This is a genomic window from Sedimentitalea sp. (genome assembly GCF_039973035.1).
In the GTDB taxonomy this organism is placed as follows: Bacteria; Pseudomonadota; Alphaproteobacteria; order Rhodobacterales; family Rhodobacteraceae; genus Sedimentitalea.
The window spans coordinates 79,080-104,441 of record NZ_JBDWLR010000029.1; the positions used below are offsets into that span (position 1 = coordinate 79,080).

Genomic DNA, 25,362 nt, shown 5'->3' on the forward strand with positions numbered 1-25,362 from the left:
GTTAAACGGCTTTTGCCGCAGTTTGCCATGCATTGAATGCTTCCAGTTGGTTGTAACGGATGGCGAGGGCGGTGCGGCGGCGGGCTAAGACGGCGAAGGTATTGCGGGTTTCAGGGGATATGAAGACGAAGCGCTGTAATCTACCCGGCGACCGGAAGCCCTGCATCGTTCTCTCACGCTTTCGAAACTTTAGGTGGCTGTTTTCTGCTCGATTATTGGGACTTTTGTGCGACCAGTGATCTAGTCCCGGCGCGACCTTGCGTTTCGCAGCGCCGTAAGAGCGCTGTTTGTCCGTAATGAACCTTTTGGACATGAAGCCCCAACGTTTCCTCAGCTTGACCAAAAGCCGCTTTGCCGCAAGCACGTCTCGCCTAGGCTGAAGGATTTCTTCAAGAACAACGCCCTGTTGGTCGACTGCCCGTCATAACCAGAAAGACCGGCCAGCGATCTCCACGACGACTTCGTCCAGATGCCAGACTTCGCTAGGACGGCCCGCTGATGCGCAAGTTGCGCGCGATTAGTGACCCGAACTTGCGGGTCCAGCGTCGGACTGTTTCGTAAGAAGCGTCGATGCCGCGTTCCAGCAGCATTTCCTCGATTTCACGCAGGCTCAGATTGAAACGGAAGTACAGCGTGAGCGATGATCTCGGTCGGGAAGCGATGGCGTTTGTATCTGATCGAACGCCGGATAATGCTTAGCAACTACGCTGATGCCGACACACCAGCAACCAACGTTGAATTTATGTTGCAACACCCAATAACTTTACAGTCCCCAAGGCGGCCATCGACGGCGGTGGATGAGGTCTTTGAGTTTCGCACAGATCGCGAGGCTGCGCATTTCAGCGCTGTCCCCGGACCATCATGGCGAGAGCCTCCATGCCTCTTCGTTCAGAGAAATAAGCTGCCTTGGTGCCGCGCAATAGAGAGACGCGACGCCAAGGGCTGTCAGAGGCAGCGCATGGCCTCATCCATGCGTCTTGATAAAGGCGCGGGTTTGTGCGTTCACCTCCTGGGGGTGAGAGGCGCTGAGGAAGTGTTGGCCGTCTTCGACAACCGAGAGGCTAGAGTCTTTCGAATTGACGAATTTCGCAATGCCGGTTTCAGCATTCTTGACCGAATAGACCTGATCTGCCGTGCCGTGAATCCACAGAACCGGGCAGATAATGTAATCCAACCGACCATAAAGGCCGTCCCGGTCGCGTAAGTTGATGGCGCACATACGCAAACGGCGACGGCCCTCATCGCCTTTGTAGTTAGCCCGGAGCGTTTTGTGCCAGAAGGCGCGTTCTTCGTCCGAGACATCTGGCCCGAACCCGGCTGCAAGCAGCGCCTCGCAAAAATCGGGGCCGGGGTCCCAATCGCTGGACACGGTCTGGGCAAGCGCGTCGACAAGCGGCGAGTTGAATGCCGCCCCGTCCCAGCAGCCAAGTTCCTGGCTTTGTGCGCTTTCGTAATCCATCGAGGTGCCAAGCGGGATGATGCCCAAAATCCTGTCAGGCGCCAGAAGCGCCATGCGGGCCGCTACCCAGCCACCCTGCGATGTACCCAGAACGAACGCCTTGTCGATGCCGAGCTTGTCCATGGCCTGAAGGTTGGCGATGGCCGAATCCCAATAAGTAAATTGGGGGCTGTTCGAGCGGGTTTCACCGTGGCCAAAAAGTTCGAAGGCCAAGAGGTTGGCCGTGTCCATAAGGTCTTTGTCCGCGTATTGTGGGCGGTAAAGCTGGCTGGATGTAGCGAAAGAGTTGACCATGATCAGCGTTGGTTTGCTGGCGTCATAGTTCGCGCCGAAGCGATAGCCGATTTTCGAGCTGCACAGATGGGGCACCTCTACCGTTTTTACGTCTTGCATCTTGTTCCTCCTCCAAAGAAAGCGCCAAATGGCCGCGAACGGCAGCCATGTTGAGCGTATTTCCGTTTTCCGTCTGAAGAGGCTAGCGATAAACTGTCCCGCGTCTGTGTCACGAATTGCTCAAGACCATGCAGGGCTTGCTCTATTCATCTGGTTCGCTGGAGTTGGGCGCGGGGTGTTGCCAGCTCCGGCGTTGGTTGCGATAGCGTGCCGGTGACGTGCCGGTCAGTTTCTTGAACGCCCGCGAAAGGCTGGCGCCCGAGGCGTAGCCGACTTGAAGAGCAATTGCATCGACCGAATGCCGGGTGGATGCCAGCAATTCCTTTGTGCGGATCATACGAAGCTGGCTGAGGAACTGGATCGGCGAGGCCCCAGTCGAGGCCTTGAACGCGCGTGAAAAGTGAAACGGACTGAGGCACGAGACATTCGAAAGATCATTGAGTGAGATGTCTTCGGCGATATTATCAGCGATAAAATCGGATACCCGTTGCAGACGTTGTGGGTCCAGCCCGGTGGATTTAATGGCGTCGTTATAGGCCTCGGAGCGGGTCCAGTCGTTACGGCGGGTGTATCCCTGCAGTATCCGCGCCGACAGCGCCACGCCAAGGGATTCAACCAGCATCCGGTTGCACTGCTCCCCGGCGCGCAGCTCTTCCGCGATGGTCATGCCGATCGTTTGCACCAGCGGGTCACGGATGCCGCCGGTATAGACAAGGCCGGCATCTTCGGTGCTGTCGTTCTGCCCGCCCATCGCCCCAATCATGTCTTTAGGATAATAGAGGTGAAGCATATCGAGGTAGTCGCCGGTGATGTTGAGATAGCGTACCGACACGCCCCGCGGGCACACGCAGGCGACCCCCGGATCTGACATGAAATATTGTTCCACTAAGCCCGACCGTCGCCTAATTTGGGCCTGTCCCGACACCGCGATAGCGATTTCGTTCACCGGCTGCACAAAGCCCGCGCCACGCAAAGCGCGATGGCGCCGTAGCTCCGCCGTGACCATATCCCCCCAGCCCAAACCGACCGAGGAGGCGAGCAGTTTGCTTGCTCCGTCCTCGTACTTCTGCCCAAGCAGCGTGCCGGTTTCGCTTCCCGTGTTGAGATAGCCGGTCTCGCTGACCGGTAAAGGATGAACCCGCTTCGGTCCGACGCGGTCAAGCACCTGCATTTCCTCCCTTAGACCACTGCGAAAGCAGTTCTCTTAAAGTTTCTGGCGGGTACAATTCTGTCAATAGGTGGCTGGCAAACTTGGCACATGTTTGTATGGGAGGAGCTTTGTTGTGCAAAAGAGGTGAAGGCCGGACTCCCCTTTTTCCCTGGACGGAGTTATCCCAAGGGCTCTGTGATTGGGATGCCGAGGGCTGTGTAGCCATTAAAGACGGCAGCGCGGACCTGGAGTTCTGCCACCTGACGGCCCAAGTAATGTGCCATGACGCTCTGTCCGAGCAGCTTGACGCGATGCATTTTCGTCTCAGCGCGGTTTCGGCGGTAGTATTAGTTTCACTTTCGCCAGATGGCGCGACCAAGTTTTTTCGACGCGCGGGTCGCTTCGTTCCGGGCGATCGCACCAGAAGTTGATGGCTTCCACGGCTTGGCGTTCTTGGGGGTGGAATGAGAGCGTGTGCGCCTCGGTCGGCGATAGCCTCTTGGCACTTCCGCGTGTCGTAGGCACCGTCCGCGGGGATCGATCCGATCTCCACGTCGGCGGGAACCTAGTCCAGCAACTGGGGCGGCATCTACGGCCGCCAGCAACCTCGATCGCACGGATTTCTAGCGTTCTTTCGTCGACGCCAGGGTGGATCTTGCGCGACAACCTTCCTTTCGCACCGCCATGCTCGCGGGCATGCCACTCGCCTTCGCCCTTTGCCTTTAGGTCCGCGCGACAAGGTGAACCGTTGGTTCCGGGCATCTGCACCGAACCTGCTTGGGGTCAGCGACTTTAGCTATGTCTCGACATGACAGGGCTTTGTGTATGTCGCCTTCGTCATCGACACATTTGCCGACCGGATCGTGGGCTGGGAGGTCTCGCGGTCCGCCAAGACTGACTTTGTTCTCGATGCTCTTGAACGGGCCCTGCATGATAGGCGGCCTCTAATAAACCGAACTGGCTCATCACAAGGGTACGTGGCGCATCATGCGGGAGCTGGAAATGGCTACCCTCGGATGGGTCGATTGGTTTAACAACAGACGTCTGCTCGAGTTCATCGGAAACATCCCACCAGCCGAGGCTGAAGACAACTTTGATGCACAGCGCCACGCGCTCGATATGGTCGCGTGAAATGAAGCTAAAGGTTTCCGGTAAAATCAGGGCGATTCTGCCGTCTAGGAAACTAGGGGCACCTGGGATCTTGTTTTTGGGAAATCAGAACACAATATTGGCATCCACGTTCATATCCGGATGAACGGGCCTCGTCGTCCAGGTTATAAATGCATCGTCCGTATTTCTTCTCGAAGAACGCGCTTTCCCAATTGCGGTCGATCTGTGCACCATGACTGCGCAGATCATGGAGGCCGTCTTTAGATTCAGGTAGGCCTAGCTTGCCCTGATTGCCGTGATGCTGCAAAGGCGCCTTCCATGGCGTTCAGCAAAAGCTGTGCCTCGGATTTTTGCATGACGATTGGCGGCCGGATCTTGAGAATATTCCCGCGCGGACCAGTGGCACTGATAAGCACCCCATTCTGGCGCAGGTGGTTCACAATGAAGCTAGCCAATGTTCCGGCCGGAGTGCTCATTTCGTGCTCCTCATTGAAGTCAACCGCCAAGAAGAGTCCTGCTCCTCGCACTTCTGCATCGATACCTTCACCTGCGACTATCTCGTTCAGACCACTTATGAGGAAGCTGCCAATCTCCAGGGAATTGGCTTGAAGTGCTTCGTCCTCAATGACATCCATGACTGCCATTCCTGCGGCAGCTGCAACGGGATTTCCGCCAAAGGTATTGAAATAGCGCGCCTTTGTTCCGAACTCCTCCACCAGTTCAGGGCGCATCGCGACTCCGGCAACTGGAAAACCGTTGCCCATGGGTTTGCCCATGGTGACCATATCGGGAGTCAGATCATGGCGTTGGAAGCCCCAGAAACGGTCGCCGGTTCGCGCGAACCCCGCTTGCACTTCATCAGCGATGAAGATGCCGCCTTCGGTGCGGATCAGATCGACTGCGGGTTTGAGAAAGCCTGCGGGGTCCGGATAGAGCCCGTCGCTGGAGAACACTGTATCCACAAGGAATGCCGCAGGCTCAACCCCGTTTTTGCGCAGGGCGGCGATGGCCTGCGCCAGATCCGCCGCAAGTCGTTGGCCTTGTCCCTGGGGTGAAACATTGTGAGGATCTGGGGCAGGGATCAGTTGTACGCGCGGCCCGCGATCTACAAAATCGCCAAGTGATGGCGACAGTTCGGCCACGGCTTCCGTTAGCCCATGATAAGCGTTGCTGGTCACAATAACGCCCTGCCGCCGGGTGTGGGACCGGGCAATGCGCAGGGCCAGATCGTTGGCTTCTGAACCAGTGCAGGTGAACATGACATGGCCCAATCCGTCCGGCATCGTCGCCATCAGACGCTCGGCGTAGGTGACCACACCGTCGTGCAGATAACGGGTATGGGTGTTCAGGATACCCAACTGACCGCTGATGGCCTCGACCACCTTGGGATGGCAATGCCCGACCGAGGCGACATTGTTGTAGCAATCCAGATAGGCCTTTCCATTCTTGTCCCATAACCAAACGCCTTCACCTCGCACCAAGTGCAAAGGCTGTTCGTAGAAAAGACGGTAAGCTGGGCCGAGCGCCTTGCTGCGCCGGGCAATCAGCGTCGCTTCTTCGCTATCAAGATGCGCTGTCTGGTTGGGTTCGTAGGCATTGACCATCGTCATGGCGATCGCTCCTTATGAGGCGCGTATGGCGTTATGCAAGACAGAGATCACGTCGGAGATGCTGAACTGGTCTAGCGCATTCAATCCCCGTCGCGACGCCGTGCAATTGCGAAGAATGTAAGCTGCATTGTGTGGATAGCGGCGCGCTCGCCAGGCACCAATGGTCAGCGTAGTTGCATGGCGCAGGCGGATCAGGTCCGGCAGCAATTCGATCTCAGCCTCTTCGAGTGGCAGTACCGAATGATAGCCGCCAATCAATTTGGCGATATTGTCGAGAGGATGCGGCCCTTCGGCGATCTGGTACGAGCAGGCAACCGCCAGATCACAGGCTATTGGTGTATGCACCATATCACCGAAGTCGATGATACCGGTGATGTGCTTGGGCGCATTGGAATCGACCAGCAAGTTGTGGGGGTTGAAGTCATTGTGAACGCACTGCGCACGCAGGAGTGGCAGACGCGGTGCGATTCCGGCGTCAAAGCGATCCAGAAGATGAGCCAATTGTCGCCGCAGGTCCGTATCATCAACGGCTGTCAGCATTGCCCGTAGGCTATGTGCTTGTTTGATATCCCACTGCAAGAGATGCCCGGCGGCCGGATGAAAAAAGCCACGCAAGGCGCGCGTCAACCGGGCCAAAAGCGAACCGATATCCGGTTGCAGGTTGGAATAGCCGTCAACCTCGCTCAGGACGGTCCCGCTGAGATAGGTCAACAGGCGCACGACATGGGACTGACCTGTTGGTTCGGTGATGATATCCGATGCCTCACCAGACAGAGCCCGGCATACATGCGGCACCGGCAGCGAGGGATCGACGTTGTTCAGGTGGATCAGCGCAGCGGTTTGCATGTGCGTTACGTCACGATCCTCGGCGGCGTTGGTAATTTTCAGGAGCGCCTCTTCGCCTGAAGGCAGAACTATGTGGAAATTGGCGTCCTTTTCGGCGGTTAGCGGACGAATCTTACCGCGAATCCCGTAGATCTCCCAGGCAAGTTCGGCGGCACGTTCGATTGTGATTGCCGGCGCATCGTGGCTTAGAAGGTCGATCGTTGAAACGCTATCGGTGGGTCCGGCGCTACTGATCACTGAGGGCAGCCTACCCGAAGGCATGCGGCAGGGTTGGGGCATCAGGGTTGCACCTCTTCGACACCACACCACTCGGCAATGAACAGGGCCATGGCCTGGGTGATACGGTGCACCGATGGCAGGCTGACGGCCTCGTCGATACCGTGGATATTGCGCGATATGGGGCCATAACACAGGGCGGGGATTTGGTTGTATAGCGCATAGACCCGTGTATCGAGATACCCTGCGGTCATGAAGGATTTCAGCGGTTGCTCCAGCACCGTTTCGTGCGCCCGACCCAAGACCGCTTCGGCCTCCGTTCCCGGTGGCAGTACATAGCCTTCAGCGAAGAACCCATTGAAGACAACGCTTGGCGGATTGTTGGATAGAAACCTGTCCGTCTGCGCAAAGGCGGCAATGCGATCCGTGATTTCGCGCGCTGCGTCTTTGGCGGTTTGGCCGGGATAGATGGACACGCGGCAATCGATATTGCACCAGCTCGGCACGGAAGAGGCCCAATCGCCGCCCTCGATCTTGCCAATGTTGAGGTTGATGGGATGCGCTTCGTCCTCGAAATGGGGATGTGCGCCTTTTTCGGCGTTCCAATCCTCTTCCAGCTGCCGCAGGGCTGCGATGATGCGCGTTGCACCATCGATGGCGTTGGCACCTTCGCCCATTTCGCGGACATGCACGGGGACACCGCGAACCTGCACCTGAAACCAGAGCACACCGGTATTGGCGCGCACCAGCATCTCATCCTCAGGTTCCGGGATCAGCACTGCATCGGCGGTATAACCCTCCAGAAAAGTCTGCAATGCGCCATTGCCGGTGGATTCCTCTTCGACCACTGATTGCACGTAAACGGTGGCGGCAGGTTGCAGGCCAATTCGACGCAGAGCATCAAGTGCAAAGATATTCGCAGCGGCCCCTGCCTTCATATCGGCCGCTCCACGTCCATACATCCAATCGCCGTCTATTTCGCCGGAGAAGGGGGGATCATTCCACATTTCATGCAAGCCTTCCGGCACGACATCCAGATGTGATTGGAGGATCAGCGAGCGGCCCGCTTCATCGCGGGGGCGGTGTATGCCGACGACGATTGGGGCGTTGGAGTGATCTTCCGAGAATTTTGAACCACCGGGATGCGCCTCGATCGCGGCGCGGTCCATCATGAACCGATCCATCGCGTAATCACGGGACCGCAGTTCATTGAACACGAAATCCTGAATAGCATGTTCTCGTCCGCGCAGTGACGGCATCCGGACCAGCTTTTGGGTGAATGCGATTTGATCCTGAAACCCGTCAGTTACGGATTTCAGGATGCGGTCGCGCAACTCAGGATCTAGCCTCATGGAATTTTCCTTTGATGATAAATCAAATCATTGCTTCGATTAGAAACGGCCCCGGTTCGGCGGCGGCTTCTTCGATCGCGCGCATCAGGTCCCGCACATCATCAACCCGTCGCCCCGGCACCCCCATGCCCCGCGCCAAGGCGACAAAGTCCAGTTCGGGGCGGTCAAGATTCAGCATGCTCAGCGCGTCAGCTCCGGGCTGTGCGCCGACATTATGTAGCTCGCCTTTCAGGATCTCATAAGACTGGTTGGCAAGAATGATGGTGGTCACGTTTGATCCTTCGCGTGCTTGTGTCCACAGCCCCTGGATCGTGTACATGGCAGACCCGTCTGCTTGTAAGGTGATCACCGGGCGATCGGGGCAGGCGATAGCTGCACCCGTGGACAGAGGGATACCGATGCCGATTGATCCGCCGGTGAGCGCCAGCCAGCTGTTCGGCTTGGCGGAATCTCCGGCGGCAAAGGCATCGCCGCCGGACGAAATAGCTTCATCGACGACGATGGCGTCCTCGGGAAAGACATTTGAGAGCGCCGCCGCGATATTCTTCAGGGTGATCGGGCCAGCTTGCGGTCGCTCTGGCAGGGCGGTGTCGCGGGCCGTGCTCGGTTTTGCTCCGATACGATCAGCAAGTGCCGCCAGGGCGTTTGGCCCGTCGCCATCCAGACCGGCGAGCGTGACGATATCACAGTCCGCGGGCAGAAGCAGGCTAGGCTTGCCCGGATAGGCAAAGAAGGCAACAGGCGGTACGGATTCGACCAATATTGCGCGGCCATAGGGCGCGAGGCAGTCCAGCGCTGCATCGATCGGGTAAGGGATTTTTGAGATTGCGACACGCCCCAGACCGCGCTCCATCCGGCGGTTGGAAGTCGGCGCGAGGATATCTGCGCCGGTTTTATCCGCGATACCTTGCAAGAGGTCCAAAGCGGCGACATCCTCAAGCACGGAATTCGCGACGATAATGACGGTTTTATCGCCACTCTCCAGTGCTCGGAGCGCGTTGTTCAACGCATTCTCATCCAGTGGAACCGGACCATCTGGCGGGGTTTCAGCAGCGATCTTGCCGCCCTCATCCCATCCGATATCCGCAGGGGCGATCAACGTTGCGATCTGCCCCGGCGCGCCTTTTGCGACACGCAGCGCTTCCATTGCATCGGCGGCAAAACTACCCGCGTCGCGCCCCGAATGCACCCAGTCGGAGAAGGGCGCACAGGCGCCTGCGACATCTGCTGACAGTGGTGCGTCGTATTTCTGGTGGCGCAATGCGTGATCGCCAACGAGATTCACCATCGGCACACGGGCCTTGCGCGCGTTGTGCAAGTTTGCCGCTGCGTTGGCAAAGCCGGGCGCGAGATGCAGAAGCGTCACCGCAGGTTTCTCTGCCATACGCGCATAGCCGTCAGCGGCACCGGTTACGACGCCTTCGGACAGGCCGAGCACGCAACGCATCAGCTTGGTGCGGTCCAGCGCGTCGACAAACTGCATTTCCGAGGTGCCGGGATTGGCAAAACACACGTCAACACCTGCGGAGTTCAGGCTGCGGACGACGCTCTCGGCGCCGTTCATTTTCTCGGGGTGATCGGTCAACGTGTTGCCTCGCGAAAGGTGGTAAGGAATGCTTTGGCGTTATCGGCCAAGGATGGGCCGAGGTATCCGCCTTCTTGCACCAACGCTGTCGGAAGGTTCATTGCGGCCAATCTGTGCGCCATTTCAGCGAAGCCATCGGGATACACGGCGACAGCAGCCAGAGGATCATCTGCGGCCATGTCAAAACCCAGAGACACCACCAACGCGTCGGCGCCAAAATCCTGAATTGCGGCGATCCCGGTGTCGAGCGCTGCCAATACATCATTCTGACTTGCACCCTGCTCAAGTAGAACATTGAGCGACTTGCCCGCGCCTTCGCCTTCGCCAGTCTCGTCGGCGTGACCAAGGTAGAAGGTGGGGTAAGTCGCTGGGTCGGGATGCAATGAGCAAAAGAAGATATCACCACGCTCGTACAGGATGTCGAGTGATCCATTGCCGGTATGGACATCGATATCAATCAGCGCGACCTTCTTGAAGGTCGAGGTCAAATGATGCGCTGCGATGCAGGCGTTGTTGAAGAAACAGAACCCGTTGGCACAGTCGCGCATTGCGTGGTGTCCCGGCGGGCGGCACAGCGCATAGGCGGCACGCGCGCCTGACATGATGTCTTCGGCAGTCTGTACTGCGGTCTGGGCCGACCAATAAGCGGCGTCCCAGCTGCCGGGTGTAAGTGGTGTTGATGTATCGGTCATCCACCAGCCAAGTTGACCATGGATATCGCGGGGTTCTTTGCCGCGCCGCAAGCCGGGGTGCATCGTGGGGATGGCCAATGCCTCGGTCCCGGCGCTCTCTACGAAACGCGCAAATGCATCGGGCAGAAAGTCGACGTAATCGGAATTGTGCACGGCCTTGATCGGGGCGAGCCCATGGTCGCCGGGAGATGTGATTTCGAAACCTTCCCCGATCAGCATGTCGCGAAGGATTTCCGCACGCTGCGGCTGTTCCTGATGCGGCATTGCGGCGCCGCGTCGAAAATAGAAAGTGGGCGCATGCCCCAACTGGCGCGTGTCGAAGAAAGCTTTCAAGTCCGAACCTTTCGCAGATGTTGCTTCTGCTCGCGGCAGGCGGTGTTGCCCGAACGAGTCTGGCGCAACATTGCAGTTTATGTTTGCTGGTTCAATATTTTTGATGCATCATGCATCAAAAATATCAATTAGAACGCGATGATTCAGCACGAGGTGGGGGCGATGAAAGAAGTCAACAAAGACTCCCTTGGCCGCACTATATATGGACGGATCTGTCGGGATCTGGTCCGTGGCAAGCTGCGTCCAAATCAGAAAATCACGATTCGCGGTCTTGCTGAATCGCTTGGAACAAGCTCCACGCCCGTGCGCGACGCAGTTCAGCGTCTGCTGCAGGACAATGCGCTTGAACAACGCTCGGTACGTGATGTGCGGGTGCCTGTGCTGACCGCTCGGCAATATATGGAAATCTCCTATATGCGGGCTGAGCTTGAGGGTTTGGCCGCGGCAAAGGCAGCGGAAGTTGCCGAAGACAGGGATGTGGCGCGCCTCAAGCACATCATCATGCGCAATGAAGAGGCAATTGCCGCCGCACGTTGGTCAAAGGCGACGGAGTTGAACCAAAAGTTTCACTTTGCACTGGCGGGGATGGCCGACATGCCGCTTATGTTGGATGTTCTGCATCGTCTGTGGTTGCGGACGGGGCCGCTGATCGCCGGTTACTACGAGGGTGCAAAAGAGGATTTGGTGCAGCAACACCACGTCATAGTCTCGGCTTGCGAACGACGTGACGCCGCATCCGCGCGCACGGCCATGCGTGCTGACATCGAAGGAGCAAGAAAGGGGATAGCCGCCTATATCACCTCGTTCAGCGCAGATTAGCGAACAGGTGCATTTCATACCAAGAACTTCGAGGTGACATGTCGTCGAATCCACCGACGGCATTGCCTCTGAGAAGTCGTTCGAACCAAGATCAACAACAGGGAAAGCGATATGCTAACACATCTCAAATTTGTTGCCGCTGCAGCGGCCTTCGTTCTGGCGGGGCCTCTCGCCGCGCAAGACGGAGACCCGCAACAGGGCGGCACGCTCAACGTTGTAATCCAGCCAGAACCACCGGGTTTGATGATCGGCCTGATCCAGAACGGGCCGACCCAGATGGTCGCGGGAGATATCTACGAGAGCCTGCTGCGATATGACTTTGATCTTCAGCCCGAAGGTCAGCTGGCAGAGTCCTGGGAAATCTCGGAAGATGGCAAGACGTATACGTTCAAGCTTCGGGACGGTGTTACCTTCCATGACGGCAAGCCATTTACCTCGGCTGATGTGAAGTTTTCGATGGATGTGTTCCTGCGTGAATCTCATTCGCGGACGCGGACCTATATGGAGCATGTCGAAAGCATCGATACACCAGACCCGCTGACCGTGGTCTTCAACCTCAAGCAGCCATTCGGGCCGTTCATCGGGATCTTTGAGCCCGGCACGGCACCGATGATCCCCAAGCATATTTATGAGGGTTCGGATTTCGCCAATAACCCTGCGAACAACACCCCGATTGGCACAGGTCCGTTCAAGTTTGATGAGTGGGTGAAGGGCAGCTATATCCACCTGGTCAAGAACGACGATTATTACATCGACGGCAAGCCCCATGTCGACGACATCTACTATCACGTGATCCCCGACGCCGCCTCGCGCGCAGTGGCCTATGAGACAGGCAAAATCGACGTGTTGCCGGGTGGTTCGATCGAAAACTTCGACGTGCCGCGTATCCGTGACATGGAGAACACTTGTATCACGGACAAAGGCTGGGAGTTTTTCGGACCATTGTCATGGCTCTGGGTCAACCTGGACAACAAGCCGATGGATGATCTCAAGGTGCGTCACGCGATGATGCATGCGCTCGATCGCGAGTTTGCCAAAGACGCGTTGTGGAACGGATTGGGCAATGTTGCGACCGGCCCGCTGTCGTCGTCGACCCGCTTCCATGCCAGCGACACACCAGACATCGGTTATGACCCGGAGAAGGCGAAAGCGCTGCTCGAAGAGTCTAGCTATGATGGCGAAACCATCCGTCTGCTTGGGCTGCCTTACGGTGAAACATGGCAACGTTGGGCCGAAGCGGTCAAACAGAACCTCACCGAGATCGGCATGAACGTCGAAATCATCCCTTCGGACGTTGCGGGATGGAACCAGAAGGTCAGCGACCGCGACTTTGATCTGGCGTTTACCTACCTCTATCAGTACGGCGACCCGGCTTTGGGTGTGTCGCGAACCTATATGGGTAACAATGCTGCGCCGGGTTCGCCTTGGAACAATGTCGCCAATTACCAGAACGCCGAGACCGACAAAATGTTCGAAGAGGCCGCGCTGATGGCCAGCCCGGAAGATCGCAGGGCTGCCTATAAGGAGATCCAGGACGAGATCGTCGGTGACGTCCCGAACCTTTGGTTGCTTGAGCTTGGCTTCCCAACGATTTTCCGTTGCAACATCAAGAATCCGGTCAACACCGCGTTTGGTGTCAATGATGGCTTCCGCGACGTCTGGATCGACCAAAACTAAGACAGTCGTTCAATGATCCGGGCTGCTGTGATGGCCCGGATCAACCAACACTCAACTACGGGGCGCGCCGCGTGATACGTTTCATTCTGGGCAGGTTGGTCAAGGCGGTGTTTATCCTGCTGGCTATCCTTGTCTTCAACTTTCTGCTGATCCATGCGGCGCCCGGCGACCCCGCAGCCGTCATGGCCGGCGAGGCAGGCGCCGCGGACGAGAAATTCCTCGCGGACCTGCGGATGCGGTTTGGGCTGGATCAGCCGCTTTACATTCAACTTTGGACGTATCTCAAAGGGGCCGTCCAATTTGATCTCGGGTTTTCATATCGCCAGCAAATGCCGGTGGCCGAACTTATCGCCAGCCGTTTGCCAGCGACCCTTTTGCTGACTGGCGTGGCCTTTGTGTTGTCATTGGTTCTTGGGGTGATGGCAGGCGTCGCGGCTTCGGCGCGCCAGGGATCATGGGGTGATACCGTGATCTCGACTCTGGCTCTGTTGTTTTATGCAACGCCATTGTTTTGGGTGGCCTTGATGGCCTCTTTGGTGTTTTCGGTATGGCTAGGTTGGTTGCCGGGGTTTGGCTATCAGACAATCGGTGCGAACTATACCGGCTTTGCGCATGTGCTGGATGTGGCCAAACATCTGGTGTTGCCGGCAACAACTCTGGGTCTGTTCTTTATGGCGATCTATATGCGCATGACCCGCGCTTCCATGCTCGAGGTCAGCCGCCTTGATTTCGTAAAGACCGCTCGGGCCAAAGGGCTTAAACGCAGCGTGATCCAGCGCCGTCATATCCTGCGCAACGCCCTGTTGCCCGTCATCACGCTGGCCGGGCTTCAAGCAGGTCAGATTTTTGGCGGGGCAATCCTGACGGAAACTGTGTTCGCCTGGCCCGGCATCGGACGATTGATGTTCGAGGCGATCAACCAACGTGATTACGCGGTGATCCTTGGGGTGTTCTACATATCCGGCGCGATGGTGCTGCTTTTCAATCTTGTTACCGATGTCGTCTACGTCATCGTCGATCCGCGCATAAGGCTGACAACATGAGGGATTTTTGGAAACGTTTCCGCTATAACCGAGGTGCGGTGATTGGACTGGTCATTCTGGCCGTCGTGATCGCGACAGCAATAGCCGCGCCATTTCTATTCCCGCAAAGCCCCTGGAAGATGGTTCAGCGCCCCTTTTTGCCGCCGTTCACGCAAGATGGTTTGCCATTGGGCACAGACGCATTGGGGCGTAACGTGCTGTCTGGGCTTGCGCACGGGGCCTACGTCAGCCTGCTGGTCGGGCTGGTATCGACGGTCGTGGCGCTTGCTATCGGTGTGCCGGTGGGGGCGTTGGCCGGATATTTCGTTGGACGGACGGATGACGCGCTGATGCGTTTTACCGAATTCTTTCAGACGATCCCCAGTTTCGCTTTGGCAATCGTTCTGCTGGCGATCTTTCAGCCCAGTCTGACCTTTGTGATCATCGCCATCGCGATCGTGTCTTGGCCGCCGGTTGCGCGACTTGTCCGCGGCGAGGTGCTAAGCCTGCGCACCCGCGAATTCGTCGAGGCCGCGACACTTTCGGGGCTGGGAAATACACAGATTATCCTGCGCCATGTCCTGCCCAATGCATTGCCTCCGATCATCGTGCTGGCCTCGTTGATGGTGGCGCAGGCTATTCTTTTGGAAAGCTCACTGTCCTTTCTGGGGCTTGGCGATCCAAATATCATGTCTTGGGGCTATATGATCGGAGCCGCGCGCACCGTTATCCGCACAGCATGGTGGTTGTCCTTCATTCCGGGCATGGCAATCCTGCTGACGGTGCTGGCGCTGAATCTGATCGGCGAAGGTCTGAATGACGCACTGAACCCGCGCCTGACGAGGAAATCCGAATGAGCCTCCTGAGCATCCGTGACCTTGCCATCGCCCTGCCAGAAGGGGCCGACAGAGAATTGGCTGCCAAAGACATCAACTTTGACCTCGAGCCGGGCGAAATCCTGTGCATCGTAGGTGAGAGTGGATCGGGAAAATCGATGTCTGCCAACGCAGTGATGGGGTTGCTGCCACAGGGTGTCAAAGTGGCCGACGGTACCATCACCTTTGACGGGCAGGAAATAATCGGTCTTAACGAAGATCAAATGATGGCCCTTCGTGGGCGTCGGATTTCGATGATCTTTCAGGAACCCCTAAGCGCCCTCAATCCGTTGCTGAGAGTGGGGGCGCAAATTGCCGAGGTTTTTGAGGCGCACGGTGCGCTGACCGGCCCTGAACGCCAGGCACGGGCGCTTAAATTGTTGGATGAGGTTGGGATTCCCGATCCAGAAGCCGCCATCCGGGCCTATCCGTTCCAATTGTCCGGCGGGCAACGCCAGCGAGTGATGATTGCGATGGCGCTGGCGATGGAGCCGGATATCCTGATCGCAGACGAGCCGACAACCGCGCTCGATGTGACCACGCAAGCGCAGATTCTAAAGCTGATCGAGAACCTGCGGCAGTCTCGCGGCATGGCGGTGATTTTCATCACACATGATTTTGGTGTGGTCGCGGATATCGCGGACCGTGTGATCGTCATGCAGACTGGAGAAATCGTAGAATCGGGATCGGCGGATGACGTATTGCTGAAACCACAGCACCCCTATACCCGCTCGCTGATCGATGCGATCCCGCGGTTGACACAATACGAAGAGACCCCTTCGCCAGAGCGCGAACCCGTCATGTCGGTCGAGGATTTGTGCAAAACGTTTACAACTGGCTCTGGCACATTGTTTGGCAAGCGGCGTGTGGTCAAGGCAGTTCAAAATGTCAGTTTTGAATTGTTCGCGGGCGAGACCATCGGGATCGTTGGTGAGAGCGGTTCGGGAAAATCCACAGTGGGGCGCTGTCTTGTGCGGCTCATTGATCCCGACGAGGGTCGAGTGATGGTCGAAGGAGCGGACATCGCGCATATGTCCGGCTCAGGGCTGCGCGAACAACGGCGCAAGGTTCAGATGATTTTTCAAGACCCGTTCTCTTCTCTTAATCCTCGTGCGCGGGTATCGCGCATTCTGACGGAAGGGTTGATTGCGCACGGCGCTTCAAAGCTCGACGCAATGGCCAAGGCGCGCGCGTTGTTGGAGATGGTTGGCCTTGATGCCTCGGCAATGGCGCGGTTTCCGCACGAATTTTCCGGCGGACAACGTCAGAGAATTGGTATCGCACGCGCGCTGGCATTGGACCCGTCGATCATCATCGCGGACGAAGCGGTGTCTGCTCTGGATGTCTCCATTCAAGCGCAGGTTCTTGACCTTCTGGCCGAGCTCAAGACGCGGCTCAACCTGTCGATGCTGTTCATTACCCATGATTTGCGTGTCGCCGCGCGCATCTGTGACCGGATCATTGTCATGCAAAAGGGTCAGATCGTTGAGGTCGGCCCAACAAGCAAGGTTCTGCATGACCCCGACACAGCCTATACCCGCAGCCTGCTTGATGCCATTCCGGGACAGGACTATGAACGCGCGCTGACCGAGGCGGTTTAATCATGTCAGAATTGGAATGTTGAATTGACCGGACAAGATCAGCCCCAGAAGACCCTTCTGTTGACCGGTGTAAGCCGTGGCATTGGCCATGCGACGGCCCGAAAATTCGCGCAAGAGGGTTGGCGTGTAATCGGTTGCTCGCGACAGGCATTCTCACCTGATTGCCCTTGGTCTGGTGGCGAAAGCGACCACGTCCAAGTTGATCTGAGTAATCCTGAGAACACGATGGAGGCCGTCAGGAAGGTCAAGGTGCTCTTGAATGGCAAGCCGCTGCATGCGCTCGTCAACAACGCCGGCGTTTCTCCGAAGGGTCCGGATGGAGAGCGCCTGAGCACGCTTGATACAGACCTTCGCGCCTGGGGCGAGGTATTCCATGTCAACTTTTTTGCCTCGGTTGTGCTGGCACGTGGGTTGCAACAGGAGTTATCAGAAGGGCAGGGAGCAGTGGTGAATGTCACCTCCATCGCCGGCTCGCGTGTGCATCCGTTCGCGGGTGCGGCTTATGCCACCTCCAAGGCCGCACTGGCTGCGCTCACCCGTGAAATGGCACATGACTTTGGCCCTCTGGGCGTTCGGGTTAACGCGGTAGCCCCGGGTGAAGTCGAGACAGATATCCTGAGCGAAGGGACGGATGAAATTATCGCGTCTTCCGTGCCTATGCGTCGCCTTGGCCAGCCTGACGAAGTTGCCAATGCAATCTACTTTCTTTGCTCAGACGCCAGTTCGTATGTCTCCGGCGCTGAAATAGAGGTGAATGGCGCACAACATGTCTAGCGAGCGCTCAAACCTGAGTCTCTAGACCACCTCTACCTTCGTCTCGAACAGGTAGGCAGCAAGGGCCGCCCGAACCTTGGAAGCTGCCGTCTCTTGATCTGCGGCAAGCGTCACGGTGACGCGTAATCCGCGTACTCCGCCATCAGCAACCTCGATTTCAGCTTCTGGCAGGCCAAGATCTCCGTGAATGACCCGCATCATCGTAAGCTTGGCGGCAATGCACCGTAAGCCGGGTTTATAGATCTTGCCGACGGTCGTCAGCGGGATTTCATCAATGATTTCGATCTTCTTCGGCCATGCGGGGCGTTCGTCGATCATGCGTTCCGCGTGCGCCTGCAGGTCTGTTTCGTTAATCTGCTGTCCCTCGTGCAGTTGCACAATACACATTGGTAATTCACCGGCATAGGCGTCAGGCATCCCCACGGCTGCGGCCAGTGCCACGGCGGAATGGCTCGCCAGAGCGTTTTCAATCATTGTAGGGTCGATGTTGTGGCCGCTGCGGATGATCAGATCCTTGGACCGCCCCGCAATGTAAAGTCGCCCCTGCTCATCTTTGTACCCCAGATCACCGGAGTTCAGAGTGCAATCGATGAAGACACCGCTATTGTGGCTGGGATCGCGGTATCCCGGCGATAGGTGATCACCGCGGATCGCGATCACGCCAATCTCTCCGACATCGCAAACCGCGCCAAGTTCACCATCCGCAATCTGACGCCGGACATCGACGTGGGTATAGGGCAGGGGCCATCCAACCGACCCAGACGCCCCTTCACCGCCCGGTGGATCAATACTGATCAGTCCCGACGCTTCGGTCATGCCGAGGATTTCAAACAGCGTAGCGCCTGTCACTTCGGTAAACCGCTGGCTCACAGCGGGCGGTAACAGAGCTGCACCTGTTAGCCCTGCGCGCACGGCGCAGATGTCGTGCTCGCCCACCGGGGTTTGCAACACAGCGCCAAGTGCTGTTGGAACACCGGCAACCAGAGTGACTTTGTGGTCTGCGACTATCCGCCAGAACGCTTCGGTGATTGCCGGATTGCGCAGCCCGGTTGGCGACATGATGACCAGTTCGATACCTGCCATGAACCCACTCAGCCCGGCTACGATGGTGCCAGCGACATGAAACAGTGGAAAGGTCGCTGTCAGCACGTCACTTGGGGTATAGCCACACATGGCCGCGCCCCCAAATGTCGCGACCAATTGGCTGCGGTGTGTATGGGCGACGAGTTTGGGCACCCCGGTGGTTCCGCCGGTGTGAAAGTACGCCGCAATATCGTCACCGCCGCGCGGGGCGCCAAAGGTCAGGTGATCTGCTGGCTGCGTCATCAGCGCCGATCCGAAATCAACGACATCGGGCTGCTCTGCCGTGCCGGGAGGCGCGACACGCACCAAGGTCAGCTCTGGCATCATTGCGCGGAGGTCCAAGGCCTTTTCCCAAATGTCGCTTCCCGGATGCGGCCCCAACGCGACCAGAATTTTCGCACCTGACGCCTTAAGCAGTTCCGCAATGCTCTCGGTCTGCAATAGAAAGTTGATCGGCACGGCATAGCCTGCCGTTTCTGCGCCCCACAGGGTCACATGTGTCTCGATAAGAGTGGGCAGCATAAACGCCACGCCCGGCGCAGGGCCGCCCAGATCGTGGAACAGATTGGCGGCCCGGCGCACCATTCCAAGCGTGTCGCCATAGCTCACGCGGCGCGGGTGTTCGTCCGGTGCACCGGTCATCAGCATCGTCATCGCCGTAGCGTCCGGGTCTCGGGCGGCGCTGGCGATGAACACATCGAGAATGCTCTGTTCCGGCAAACGCTCCGCAAGGGACATTTCCGTCTCAAAACGCTCAAGATCGGCTTTGGTCCGCAAAGGTGAGTTGCCTAGGTTGGCCATCGATTGTCCCTCAGTGCTTTGCTGTCTCGGGGGTCACTTTGCCTAGGCTCAGTATTGGAACGCCGTGGCGGCGGCTGGCAAGTCTGACAGCGAGCTTGCGGTCATTTTGGTCGGGGCCAACTTGTCCTCAGATCGGCCCCGACTTGTCGGTGTCTTTTATACTAACGCCGAGGCGTTACTGGCGGGCGATTTCCATCCAGTTGCCATCCTTGATGACCGAGATAACCACCTCGTCCGCACCTTGGTGGTCGGTTGCCGAGTAGGTCACGGTGTTGCCGGAAACCACATCTTCGTAGTTGAGACTTTCCATACCCATCTGGAACGTTTCGGCATTCAGGTCCGGACCAGCCGCTTCCAATGCGCGCACCAGTGTTTCTGCCGAAGAATGCCCCAGCAATGCGCCGGAACCGGGAAGCTCTTCGCCTGTCGCTTCGGTATAGCGCTTGAAGAATTTCTGAACTTCAGGCTTGTCCATGCGCGACAGCAGATCGGCCCAACCAGAAGCCGCATACATACCTTCGGTCACGCCACCGGGTACTTTGGCCATAACGGTGTGGAAGCCAGCCGAAGAGTTGATGAAGGACATGTCCGTCAGACCCAGTTTCTTGGCTGTGCCGGATACGGTGATCGCCTGACGCACGCCCAGAGCCATTGCCACGATATCACAGCCATCTGCATTCAGTTTTTGCAGCGCACCGACGAAATCGGAATCATCCGGCTTGTGCGTCGTTTCCGAGACAAAATTGAGCCCATCAGTCTCGGCGGAAATGGATTCTGCACCTTCCTTGATGTCCTTGCCAAAGTCGGTTGGCAGATACATCGCACAGACGTTGGTCCCGCCCTTCATCTCGGCCAAATAGGCAACGCCGTCACGGATTTGGTCGTAGTAGGTCGCGGTGCCTGCATAGTGCAGCGGGTGGAACGGCTCGGCCATTTGACGCGCTGCCGTCAACGGATTGACATTCGGCACCTTTTTGGCGTCTTGCAACTTGAATGCCGCGATGTTCATCGGGGTGCCAAGCGATAGTAACATGGCGAATACTTTGTCGCCGTTGATCAGCTTGTTCATACCCTGAATGGCCTTGGGCATCTGGTAACCGTGGTCCTCGACGATGAACCGGATCTTGCGACCGTGGATGCCGCCTCCTTCGTTCACCTCGTCAAAAACCAGCTGTGCTGCTTTGGTTGCAGGTGCGCCAAAGGCCGCAAAAGGACCAGACAGATCGTTATTGGACCCGATCAGGATTTCTGTATCCGTGACGCCTTGCTCGGCATAAACGGGTGCGGCGGCCATCGCGGTGGCAATGGCGACCGCTGCCAGCCTGGTTGTCAGTGTTTTCATTACTCTTCTCCCTTTTGTTTTCGTGTGAAAAGCTGCGCCGATGACGTCAGTACATCTGGCTGATCAGCTTTCCGTGTTTTGTCTCCACAAAGCTACGTTTGAGTTTCATGGTCGGCGTCAGTTCATCGTCGTCGGCACTCAGCAGTATGTCGATCAGGCGGAAATCCTTGATCTGTTCGACGCGCGCGAACTCCTTGTTGACCTCCTCGATGGTCTCGCGGATCAAATCCTGCACCTCTTTTGCGGCGCAAAGCGAGGCATAGTTCGAGAAAGGCACACGTTCATCCTGCGCAAATTTCTCGACGTTTTCCTGATCGATCATCACCAGGCAGGTCAGGAATTTGCGTTTGTCCCCGATCACCACCACGTCAGAAATATAGGGCGAGAATTTCAGTTTGTTTTCGATCTCGGCAGGCGTGATGTTCTTGCCGCCTGCGGTGATGATGATGTCCTTGAGGCGCCCGGTGATTTTCAAAAAGCCATCGTCGTCGATCATCCCGACATCGCCCGTGCGCAGCCACCCATCCTCGGTGAAGGTTTCGGCGGTCTTTTCAGGGTTTTTCCAATAGCCTTGGAAAACGTTGCCCGCCTTGTACTGAACCTCGCCTTCCGGAGTGACGCGGATTTGGGCGCCGGGCAAAGCGCGACCGACAGTGCCGATCTTGTTGTCGCCATCACTGTTGATGGAAATAACGCCGGAGCTTTCGGTCATGCCATACCCTTCGAGGACGGGCACGCCAATCGCGTGATACCATTTTAGCAGATCCGGTGAGATGGGCGCGGCCCCCGAGCCGCCACGGCGCAAGCGATCCATACCGATCATTCGCCGCAGATTTTGCAGCACGGCCATATCCCAAAAGCGATAGGCGAGGTTGGTGCCAAACGGCACGTCTGAGCCTCCCGCTACGTACTTAACCCGCGCCTCTCCAGCTTTCACAGCCTGCGCATAAGCCCATTTCTGCATGCGCGTGGCGTCACCGATGCGAATGGCGACCTGTGAATAGATTTTTTCCCACAGGCGCGGCACGGCGACAAATGTCTGCGGGCTGACTTCTTGCAGGTTGTCGAAAATCGTCTCCGGACTTTCGGCAAAGTTGATGGTCGAGGCCGCAGCAATCGGCGCATTGACTGAAAATACCCGTTCCAGAATATGGCAGAGAGGCAAAAAGCAAAGCTGATCGTCCGTGTCGAACACTGGCCCATCCTGCAGCCCGGCCGATACGGAATACATCAGGTTGCCATGGCTAATCATGGCGCCCTTGGGTTTGCCCGTGGTGCCTGACGTATAGACCAGAATTGCAGTGTCTTCGGGTTTGATTGCATCAATCGCCGCATCAAAGGCCTGCGGGTGGGCTGCGTGATACGCCGCACCCATTTCATACAACTCATCCAGAAAGATGATGTCAGGGTCGGAAAAGCCGTGCAGCCCTTCGCGGTCTATCACGATGACCTTGGTCAGGCCGGGCAGGCTGTCACGAACTTGCAGGAACTTGTCCAATTGTTCGTCATTTTCCACGAACAGAAAACGGCTGTCCGAGTCGTTGACAAGATATTCCAATTGCCCTGCAGAGTCGGTCGTATAGACGCCCGAACAAATGGCGCCCACACATTGGACGCCCATGTCGGTATACATCCACTCCTTGCTGTCCTCAGACAGGATCGAGACGACCTCTCCGCGCTGCAAACCCATCGAGACGAGCCCGAGCCCAAGGTTTCGGGCACGGGTGAAATAATCGCTCCACGAATGTGATCGCCAGATGCCGAATGTCTTTTCACGATGGGCCGTGCGCGAACCCAACGTCTGTGCCCGCAGGCGGAACAGTTTTGGTGTCGAGTCCATGCCATCAATGTAGAACGGACCCTGTGACAGATCGGCATTGACCATAAGGCCGTGCATTTTTTCCTGGGGGGGGAGTTTATCTGACATGATCAATCCCTATCGCCAAGTCTTGCGTTGTTTCCAACGCCGTTGCCCGCGTTGGTTTTCATCCTGACTGACGCCAAGATAGAATTCCTGAATGTCCTTTGACCCCGCCAGAACGTCCGCTGTGTCGTGCATCACGATGCGGCCCAGTTCCATCACATAGCCATAGTCTGCAGCATCCAGCGCCACTTTGGCGTTTTGCTCGACCAGCATCATCGTGACCTTCTGCTCTTTGTTGAGCCGCACGATGATCTCGAAAATTTCCTGCGTGAGAAGCGGGGAAAGACCAAGACTTGGCTCATCCAACAGCATCAGTTTGGGATGGGACATCAGACCGCGCCCAATGGCGAGCATCTGTTGCTGACCACCCGAAAGGGTACCCGCACGCTGCGCGCTGCGATCTTTGAGAATTGGAAAGTAAGAATAGACCATTTCCTCATCAGCGGCGATCGTGCTGCGGTCTTTGCGCGTATAGGCACCCATCGCGATGTTCTCGGCGACCGTCATCAACGGGAAAATCTCGCGTCCTTCGGGCACATGCACGATGCCGCGGCGCACGATGGCATCCGGTTCCATGGATTGGATGTCAGCCCCCGCCATTTTCACATTGCCTTTCTCGGGGTCCATCACCCCAGAGATGGTCTTGAGCAATGTGGTTTTGCCTGCGCCATTGGCCCCCAAAACTGTGACGATTTGGCCTTCGTAAACCGTCAGGCTCACGCCTCTGATGGCCATGATCGGTCCGTAGTAACTCTCGAGGTTGTCGATCTGTAGAACAACGTTTCCTGTAGCATCTGTGCTCATGCGCGTGATGTCCCTGTCTTGGAAATCTCGCCGGTGCCCAGATAGGCCTCGATCACGGCAGGATGGGATTGCACCTCTGCGGCTGTTCCAGTGGCGAGTTCTTTACCATCGGACAGCGCCATGACGCGGCCGGACACGGCGGACACCAGCCCCATATCGTGCTCTACCATCATCACGGAGATGCCCATTTGCGTCTGGATGTCTTCGATCCAGAACGCCATGTCCTGTGTCTCTTCTACCGACAGACCAGAAGCGGGTTCATCCAGCAACAACAGCTTGGGTTCGGACGCAAGCGCCCGACCCAGTTCGACAACCTTGCGCACGCCGTAGGGCAAGCCTCCGATCATCTTGTCACGGTAGTGTTGCAGGTTCAGAAACTCGATCACCTGCTCAACCGCCTCGCGGTGACGCAATTCCTCGCGGTGGGCTTTGGGCGAGAATACAATATTCGACAGCACCCCGGTTCGACGGTGCCTGTGGCGTCCGACCAGCAGGTTCTGCAAAACCGTCGCCTGTTCGAACAATTCGATGTTCTGAAACGTCCGCGCGATCCCAAAGCTGGGCACCTGATCGGCGGTGTGGGTCAGCAGATCTGTGCCATCAAACTTAATGCTCCCCTCGGCCGGGGTGTAAAACCGCGAGATCATGTTGAAGATCGTCGACTTGCCGGCTCCATTAGGCCCAACCAGCGCGAAAACTTCGCCCTCGTTGACCTTAAGCGATACGCTGTCAACCGCCGTCAATCCACCAAAGCGCAAGGTGACATTATCTAGTTCAAGCAAGCTCATTGGACACGATCCGTCTTGAGGTATGACTTCTGCCGTTTGAACATGTCTTTTCGGTAGAACGGAAACAGTTCGAAATATGTGCGGATCTTCAGCCAGCGACCATAGAGGCCCATCGGTTCAAACATGATGAAACAGATCAGGATAAATGCGAAAAGCGCGCTTTCCAGACCGGGTACGTTGATGTTCACATCAAATGTTGTCGCAAGGAAAGAGCGGCCGTTGGCGATGGCAACGGGGATGATCCCGACGATGATAGCGCCAAAGAAAGCCCCGTGGATGAACCCCAAACCGCCGATCACGATCATCAGCAACAGCGTGATCGACATCACCAGATCAAAGGTCTCATTCGTGACATAGCCTGCCGAATGTCCAAACAGTGCGCCTGCCAGCCCTGCTGCGGTGGCAGACAGAAAGAACGACGTTGCCTTGGTACGGGTCAGGTTGATGCCCATCGCACGCGCCGAGATTTCGCTGTCGCGGATAGCCGTGAAGCTTCGACCCGTAGGGGTACGCAACAGGTTGCGATAGAACCAGACCAAAAGGATGGCGACAAACAAAACCAGATAGTAGAATTTGAAGGGTGTGGCATAGCGGTTTATCTCTATCCCGAAGATATTGATATCCGGCACCGCTGACCCGGCAATCCCGCCTGTCCAAGGCTCTGCCATCACGACAAAGTCGCTGGTCAGCATCGACATGGCAAGCGTTGCGAGCGCCAGGTAAACACCGTGCAGCCGTAAGACGGGCAATGCAATCAGCGTGCCCAAGGCACCGGCAATCAGCCCCGATAACGGAAAGGCAACCACCCAAGGCACGCCAGCACCCAACAAGTTGATATTCAGGTAACACCCAAGCGCCATAAAGGTCGCGTGGCCGAGGCTGGGCAGGCCTGTGTGACCGGTCAGCAGCATCAGCCCCATGCCCGCGATGGCAAGGATCAGAACGCCGGTGATCTCACCCAGAAGGTATGCATCACCGATGGCGACGAAATAGAGCGGCGTGGCCAGAACCAGAAGCAGCAACAACAGTCCATACCAGACCGCCTGCGCGCGGTGTTTGAACAGGCGAATATCTGCATCATACGAAGTCTTGAAAACAAAGCGCAT

General features: G+C 57.2%; 20 protein-coding genes and 2 pseudogenes. 7 read left to right on the forward strand and 15 right to left on the reverse strand.

What is annotated here, in order from left to right:
* Position 1 precedes the first annotated feature (1 nt).
* From ABJO75_RS06665 to ABJO75_RS06680, 4 genes and pseudogenes are all read right to left on the reverse strand, one after another.
* A complete protein-coding gene (locus tag ABJO75_RS06665; protein WP_348128557.1) occupies positions 2-364 on the reverse strand; it encodes a DDE-type integrase/transposase/recombinase in 363 nt (120 codons plus the stop codon).
* Positions 365-964: 600 nt separating this feature from the next.
* Positions 965-1,852, reverse strand: coding sequence for an alpha/beta hydrolase (locus ABJO75_RS06670; protein WP_348128559.1), 888 nt, complete (start codon positions 1,850-1,852; stop codon positions 965-967).
* Positions 1,853-1,994: 142 nt separating this feature from the next.
* Positions 1,995-3,017, reverse strand: a complete 1,023-nt coding sequence (locus ABJO75_RS06675) for an AraC family transcriptional regulator (RefSeq protein ID WP_348128561.1) — start codon at positions 3,015-3,017, stop codon at positions 1,995-1,997.
* A gap of 164 nt (positions 3,018-3,181) precedes the next feature.
* Positions 3,182-3,728, reverse strand: a pseudogene (locus ABJO75_RS06680) (IS5 family transposase); the annotation flags it as partial.
* 2 nt (positions 3,729-3,730) lie between these two features.
* On the opposite strand from ABJO75_RS06680, the pseudogene ABJO75_RS06685 reads away from it, so the two are divergent.
* Positions 3,731-4,133, forward strand: a pseudogene (locus ABJO75_RS06685) (DDE-type integrase/transposase/recombinase); the annotation flags it as partial.
* Positions 4,134-4,378: 245 nt separating this feature from the next.
* Here the strand turns inward: ABJO75_RS06685 and ABJO75_RS06690 are convergent.
* The 5 genes from ABJO75_RS06690 to ABJO75_RS06710 are packed head-to-tail and all read right to left on the reverse strand — an operon-like array spanning position 4,379 to position 10,746.
* Positions 4,379-5,722, reverse strand: coding sequence for an aspartate aminotransferase family protein (locus tag ABJO75_RS06690; RefSeq protein WP_348128564.1), 1,344 nt, complete (start codon positions 5,720-5,722; stop codon positions 4,379-4,381).
* Positions 5,723-5,734: 12 nt separating this feature from the next.
* Positions 5,735-6,805: a phosphotransferase gene (locus ABJO75_RS06695; RefSeq protein ID WP_348128567.1), complete on the reverse strand. Its 1,071-nt coding sequence runs from the start codon at positions 6,803-6,805 to the stop codon at positions 5,735-5,737.
* 41 nt (positions 6,806-6,846) lie between these two features.
* The gene (locus ABJO75_RS06700; RefSeq protein ID WP_348128570.1) at positions 6,847-8,136 is read right to left on the reverse strand and encodes an ArgE/DapE family deacylase; all 1,290 of its coding nucleotides are present in this window, start codon (positions 8,134-8,136) and stop codon (positions 6,847-6,849) included.
* Between the two features lie 22 nt (positions 8,137-8,158).
* A complete protein-coding gene (locus tag ABJO75_RS06705; protein WP_348128573.1) occupies positions 8,159-9,721 on the reverse strand; it encodes an acetolactate synthase large subunit in 1,563 nt (520 codons plus the stop codon).
* On the reverse strand, positions 9,718-10,746 hold the full coding sequence (locus tag ABJO75_RS06710) for a histone deacetylase family protein (protein WP_348128576.1): 1,029 nt from the start codon (positions 10,744-10,746) through the stop codon (positions 9,718-9,720). Before ABJO75_RS06710 ends, ABJO75_RS06705 begins: the two co-directional genes overlap by 4 nt.
* A 162-nt stretch (positions 10,747-10,908) precedes the next feature.
* Between ABJO75_RS06710 and ABJO75_RS06715 the strand changes: the two genes are divergently transcribed.
* The 6 genes from ABJO75_RS06715 (at position 10,909) to ABJO75_RS06740 (ending at position 17,514) form a co-directional block, all read left to right on the forward strand.
* On the forward strand, positions 10,909-11,565 hold the full coding sequence (locus tag ABJO75_RS06715) for a GntR family transcriptional regulator (protein ID WP_348128579.1): 657 nt from the start codon (positions 10,909-10,911) through the stop codon (positions 11,563-11,565).
* A 111-nt stretch (positions 11,566-11,676) separates the two neighbouring features.
* A complete protein-coding gene (locus ABJO75_RS06720) occupies positions 11,677-13,242 on the forward strand; it encodes an ABC transporter substrate-binding protein (RefSeq protein ID WP_348128582.1) in 1,566 nt (521 codons plus the stop codon).
* Between the two features lie 71 nt (positions 13,243-13,313).
* Complete coding sequence (locus ABJO75_RS06725) at positions 13,314-14,285, forward strand: ABC transporter permease (RefSeq protein WP_348128585.1); 972 nt, start codon at positions 13,314-13,316, stop codon at positions 14,283-14,285.
* Positions 14,282-15,121: an ABC transporter permease gene (locus ABJO75_RS06730; protein ID WP_348128588.1), complete on the forward strand. Its 840-nt coding sequence runs from the start codon at positions 14,282-14,284 to the stop codon at positions 15,119-15,121. The genes ABJO75_RS06725 and ABJO75_RS06730 overlap by 4 nt, the downstream gene beginning before the upstream one ends.
* Positions 15,118-16,740: an ABC transporter ATP-binding protein gene (locus tag ABJO75_RS06735; RefSeq protein WP_348128591.1), complete on the forward strand. Its 1,623-nt coding sequence runs from the start codon at positions 15,118-15,120 to the stop codon at positions 16,738-16,740. Before ABJO75_RS06730 ends, ABJO75_RS06735 begins: the two co-directional genes overlap by 4 nt.
* Positions 16,741-16,764: 24 nt before the next feature.
* Positions 16,765-17,514, forward strand: a complete 750-nt coding sequence (locus ABJO75_RS06740) for an SDR family oxidoreductase (RefSeq protein ID WP_348128592.1) — start codon at positions 16,765-16,767, stop codon at positions 17,512-17,514.
* Between the two features lie 21 nt (positions 17,515-17,535).
* Here the strand turns inward: ABJO75_RS06740 and ABJO75_RS06745 are convergent, their stop codons facing one another.
* The 6 genes from ABJO75_RS06745 to ABJO75_RS06770 all read right to left on the reverse strand — a co-directional run bounded on the left by ABJO75_RS06745 (position 17,536) and on the right by ABJO75_RS06770 (position 25,362).
* On the reverse strand, positions 17,536-19,398 hold the full coding sequence (locus ABJO75_RS06745; RefSeq protein ID WP_348128594.1) for an AMP-binding protein: 1,863 nt from the start codon (positions 19,396-19,398) through the stop codon (positions 17,536-17,538).
* A 175-nt stretch (positions 19,399-19,573) separates the two neighbouring features.
* Complete coding sequence (locus tag ABJO75_RS06750) at positions 19,574-20,740, reverse strand: ABC transporter substrate-binding protein (RefSeq protein ID WP_348128597.1); 1,167 nt, start codon at positions 20,738-20,740, stop codon at positions 19,574-19,576.
* A gap of 46 nt (positions 20,741-20,786) precedes the next feature.
* Entirely contained in the window at positions 20,787-22,667 is a 1,881-nt protein-coding gene (locus tag ABJO75_RS06755) for an AMP-binding protein (RefSeq protein ID WP_348128600.1), read from the reverse strand.
* Positions 22,668-22,676: 9 nt separating this feature from the next.
* Positions 22,677-23,468: an ABC transporter ATP-binding protein gene (locus ABJO75_RS06760; RefSeq protein WP_348128603.1), complete on the reverse strand. Its 792-nt coding sequence runs from the start codon at positions 23,466-23,468 to the stop codon at positions 22,677-22,679.
* Positions 23,465-24,256: an ABC transporter ATP-binding protein gene (locus tag ABJO75_RS06765; RefSeq protein ID WP_348128605.1), complete on the reverse strand. Its 792-nt coding sequence runs from the start codon at positions 24,254-24,256 to the stop codon at positions 23,465-23,467. Before ABJO75_RS06765 ends, ABJO75_RS06760 begins: the two co-directional genes overlap by 4 nt.
* Positions 24,253-25,362 (reverse strand): branched-chain amino acid ABC transporter permease, encoded by a 1,110-nt coding sequence (locus ABJO75_RS06770; RefSeq protein WP_348128608.1) that lies wholly within the window; start codon positions 25,360-25,362, stop codon positions 24,253-24,255. The genes ABJO75_RS06765 and ABJO75_RS06770 overlap by 4 nt, the downstream gene beginning before the upstream one ends.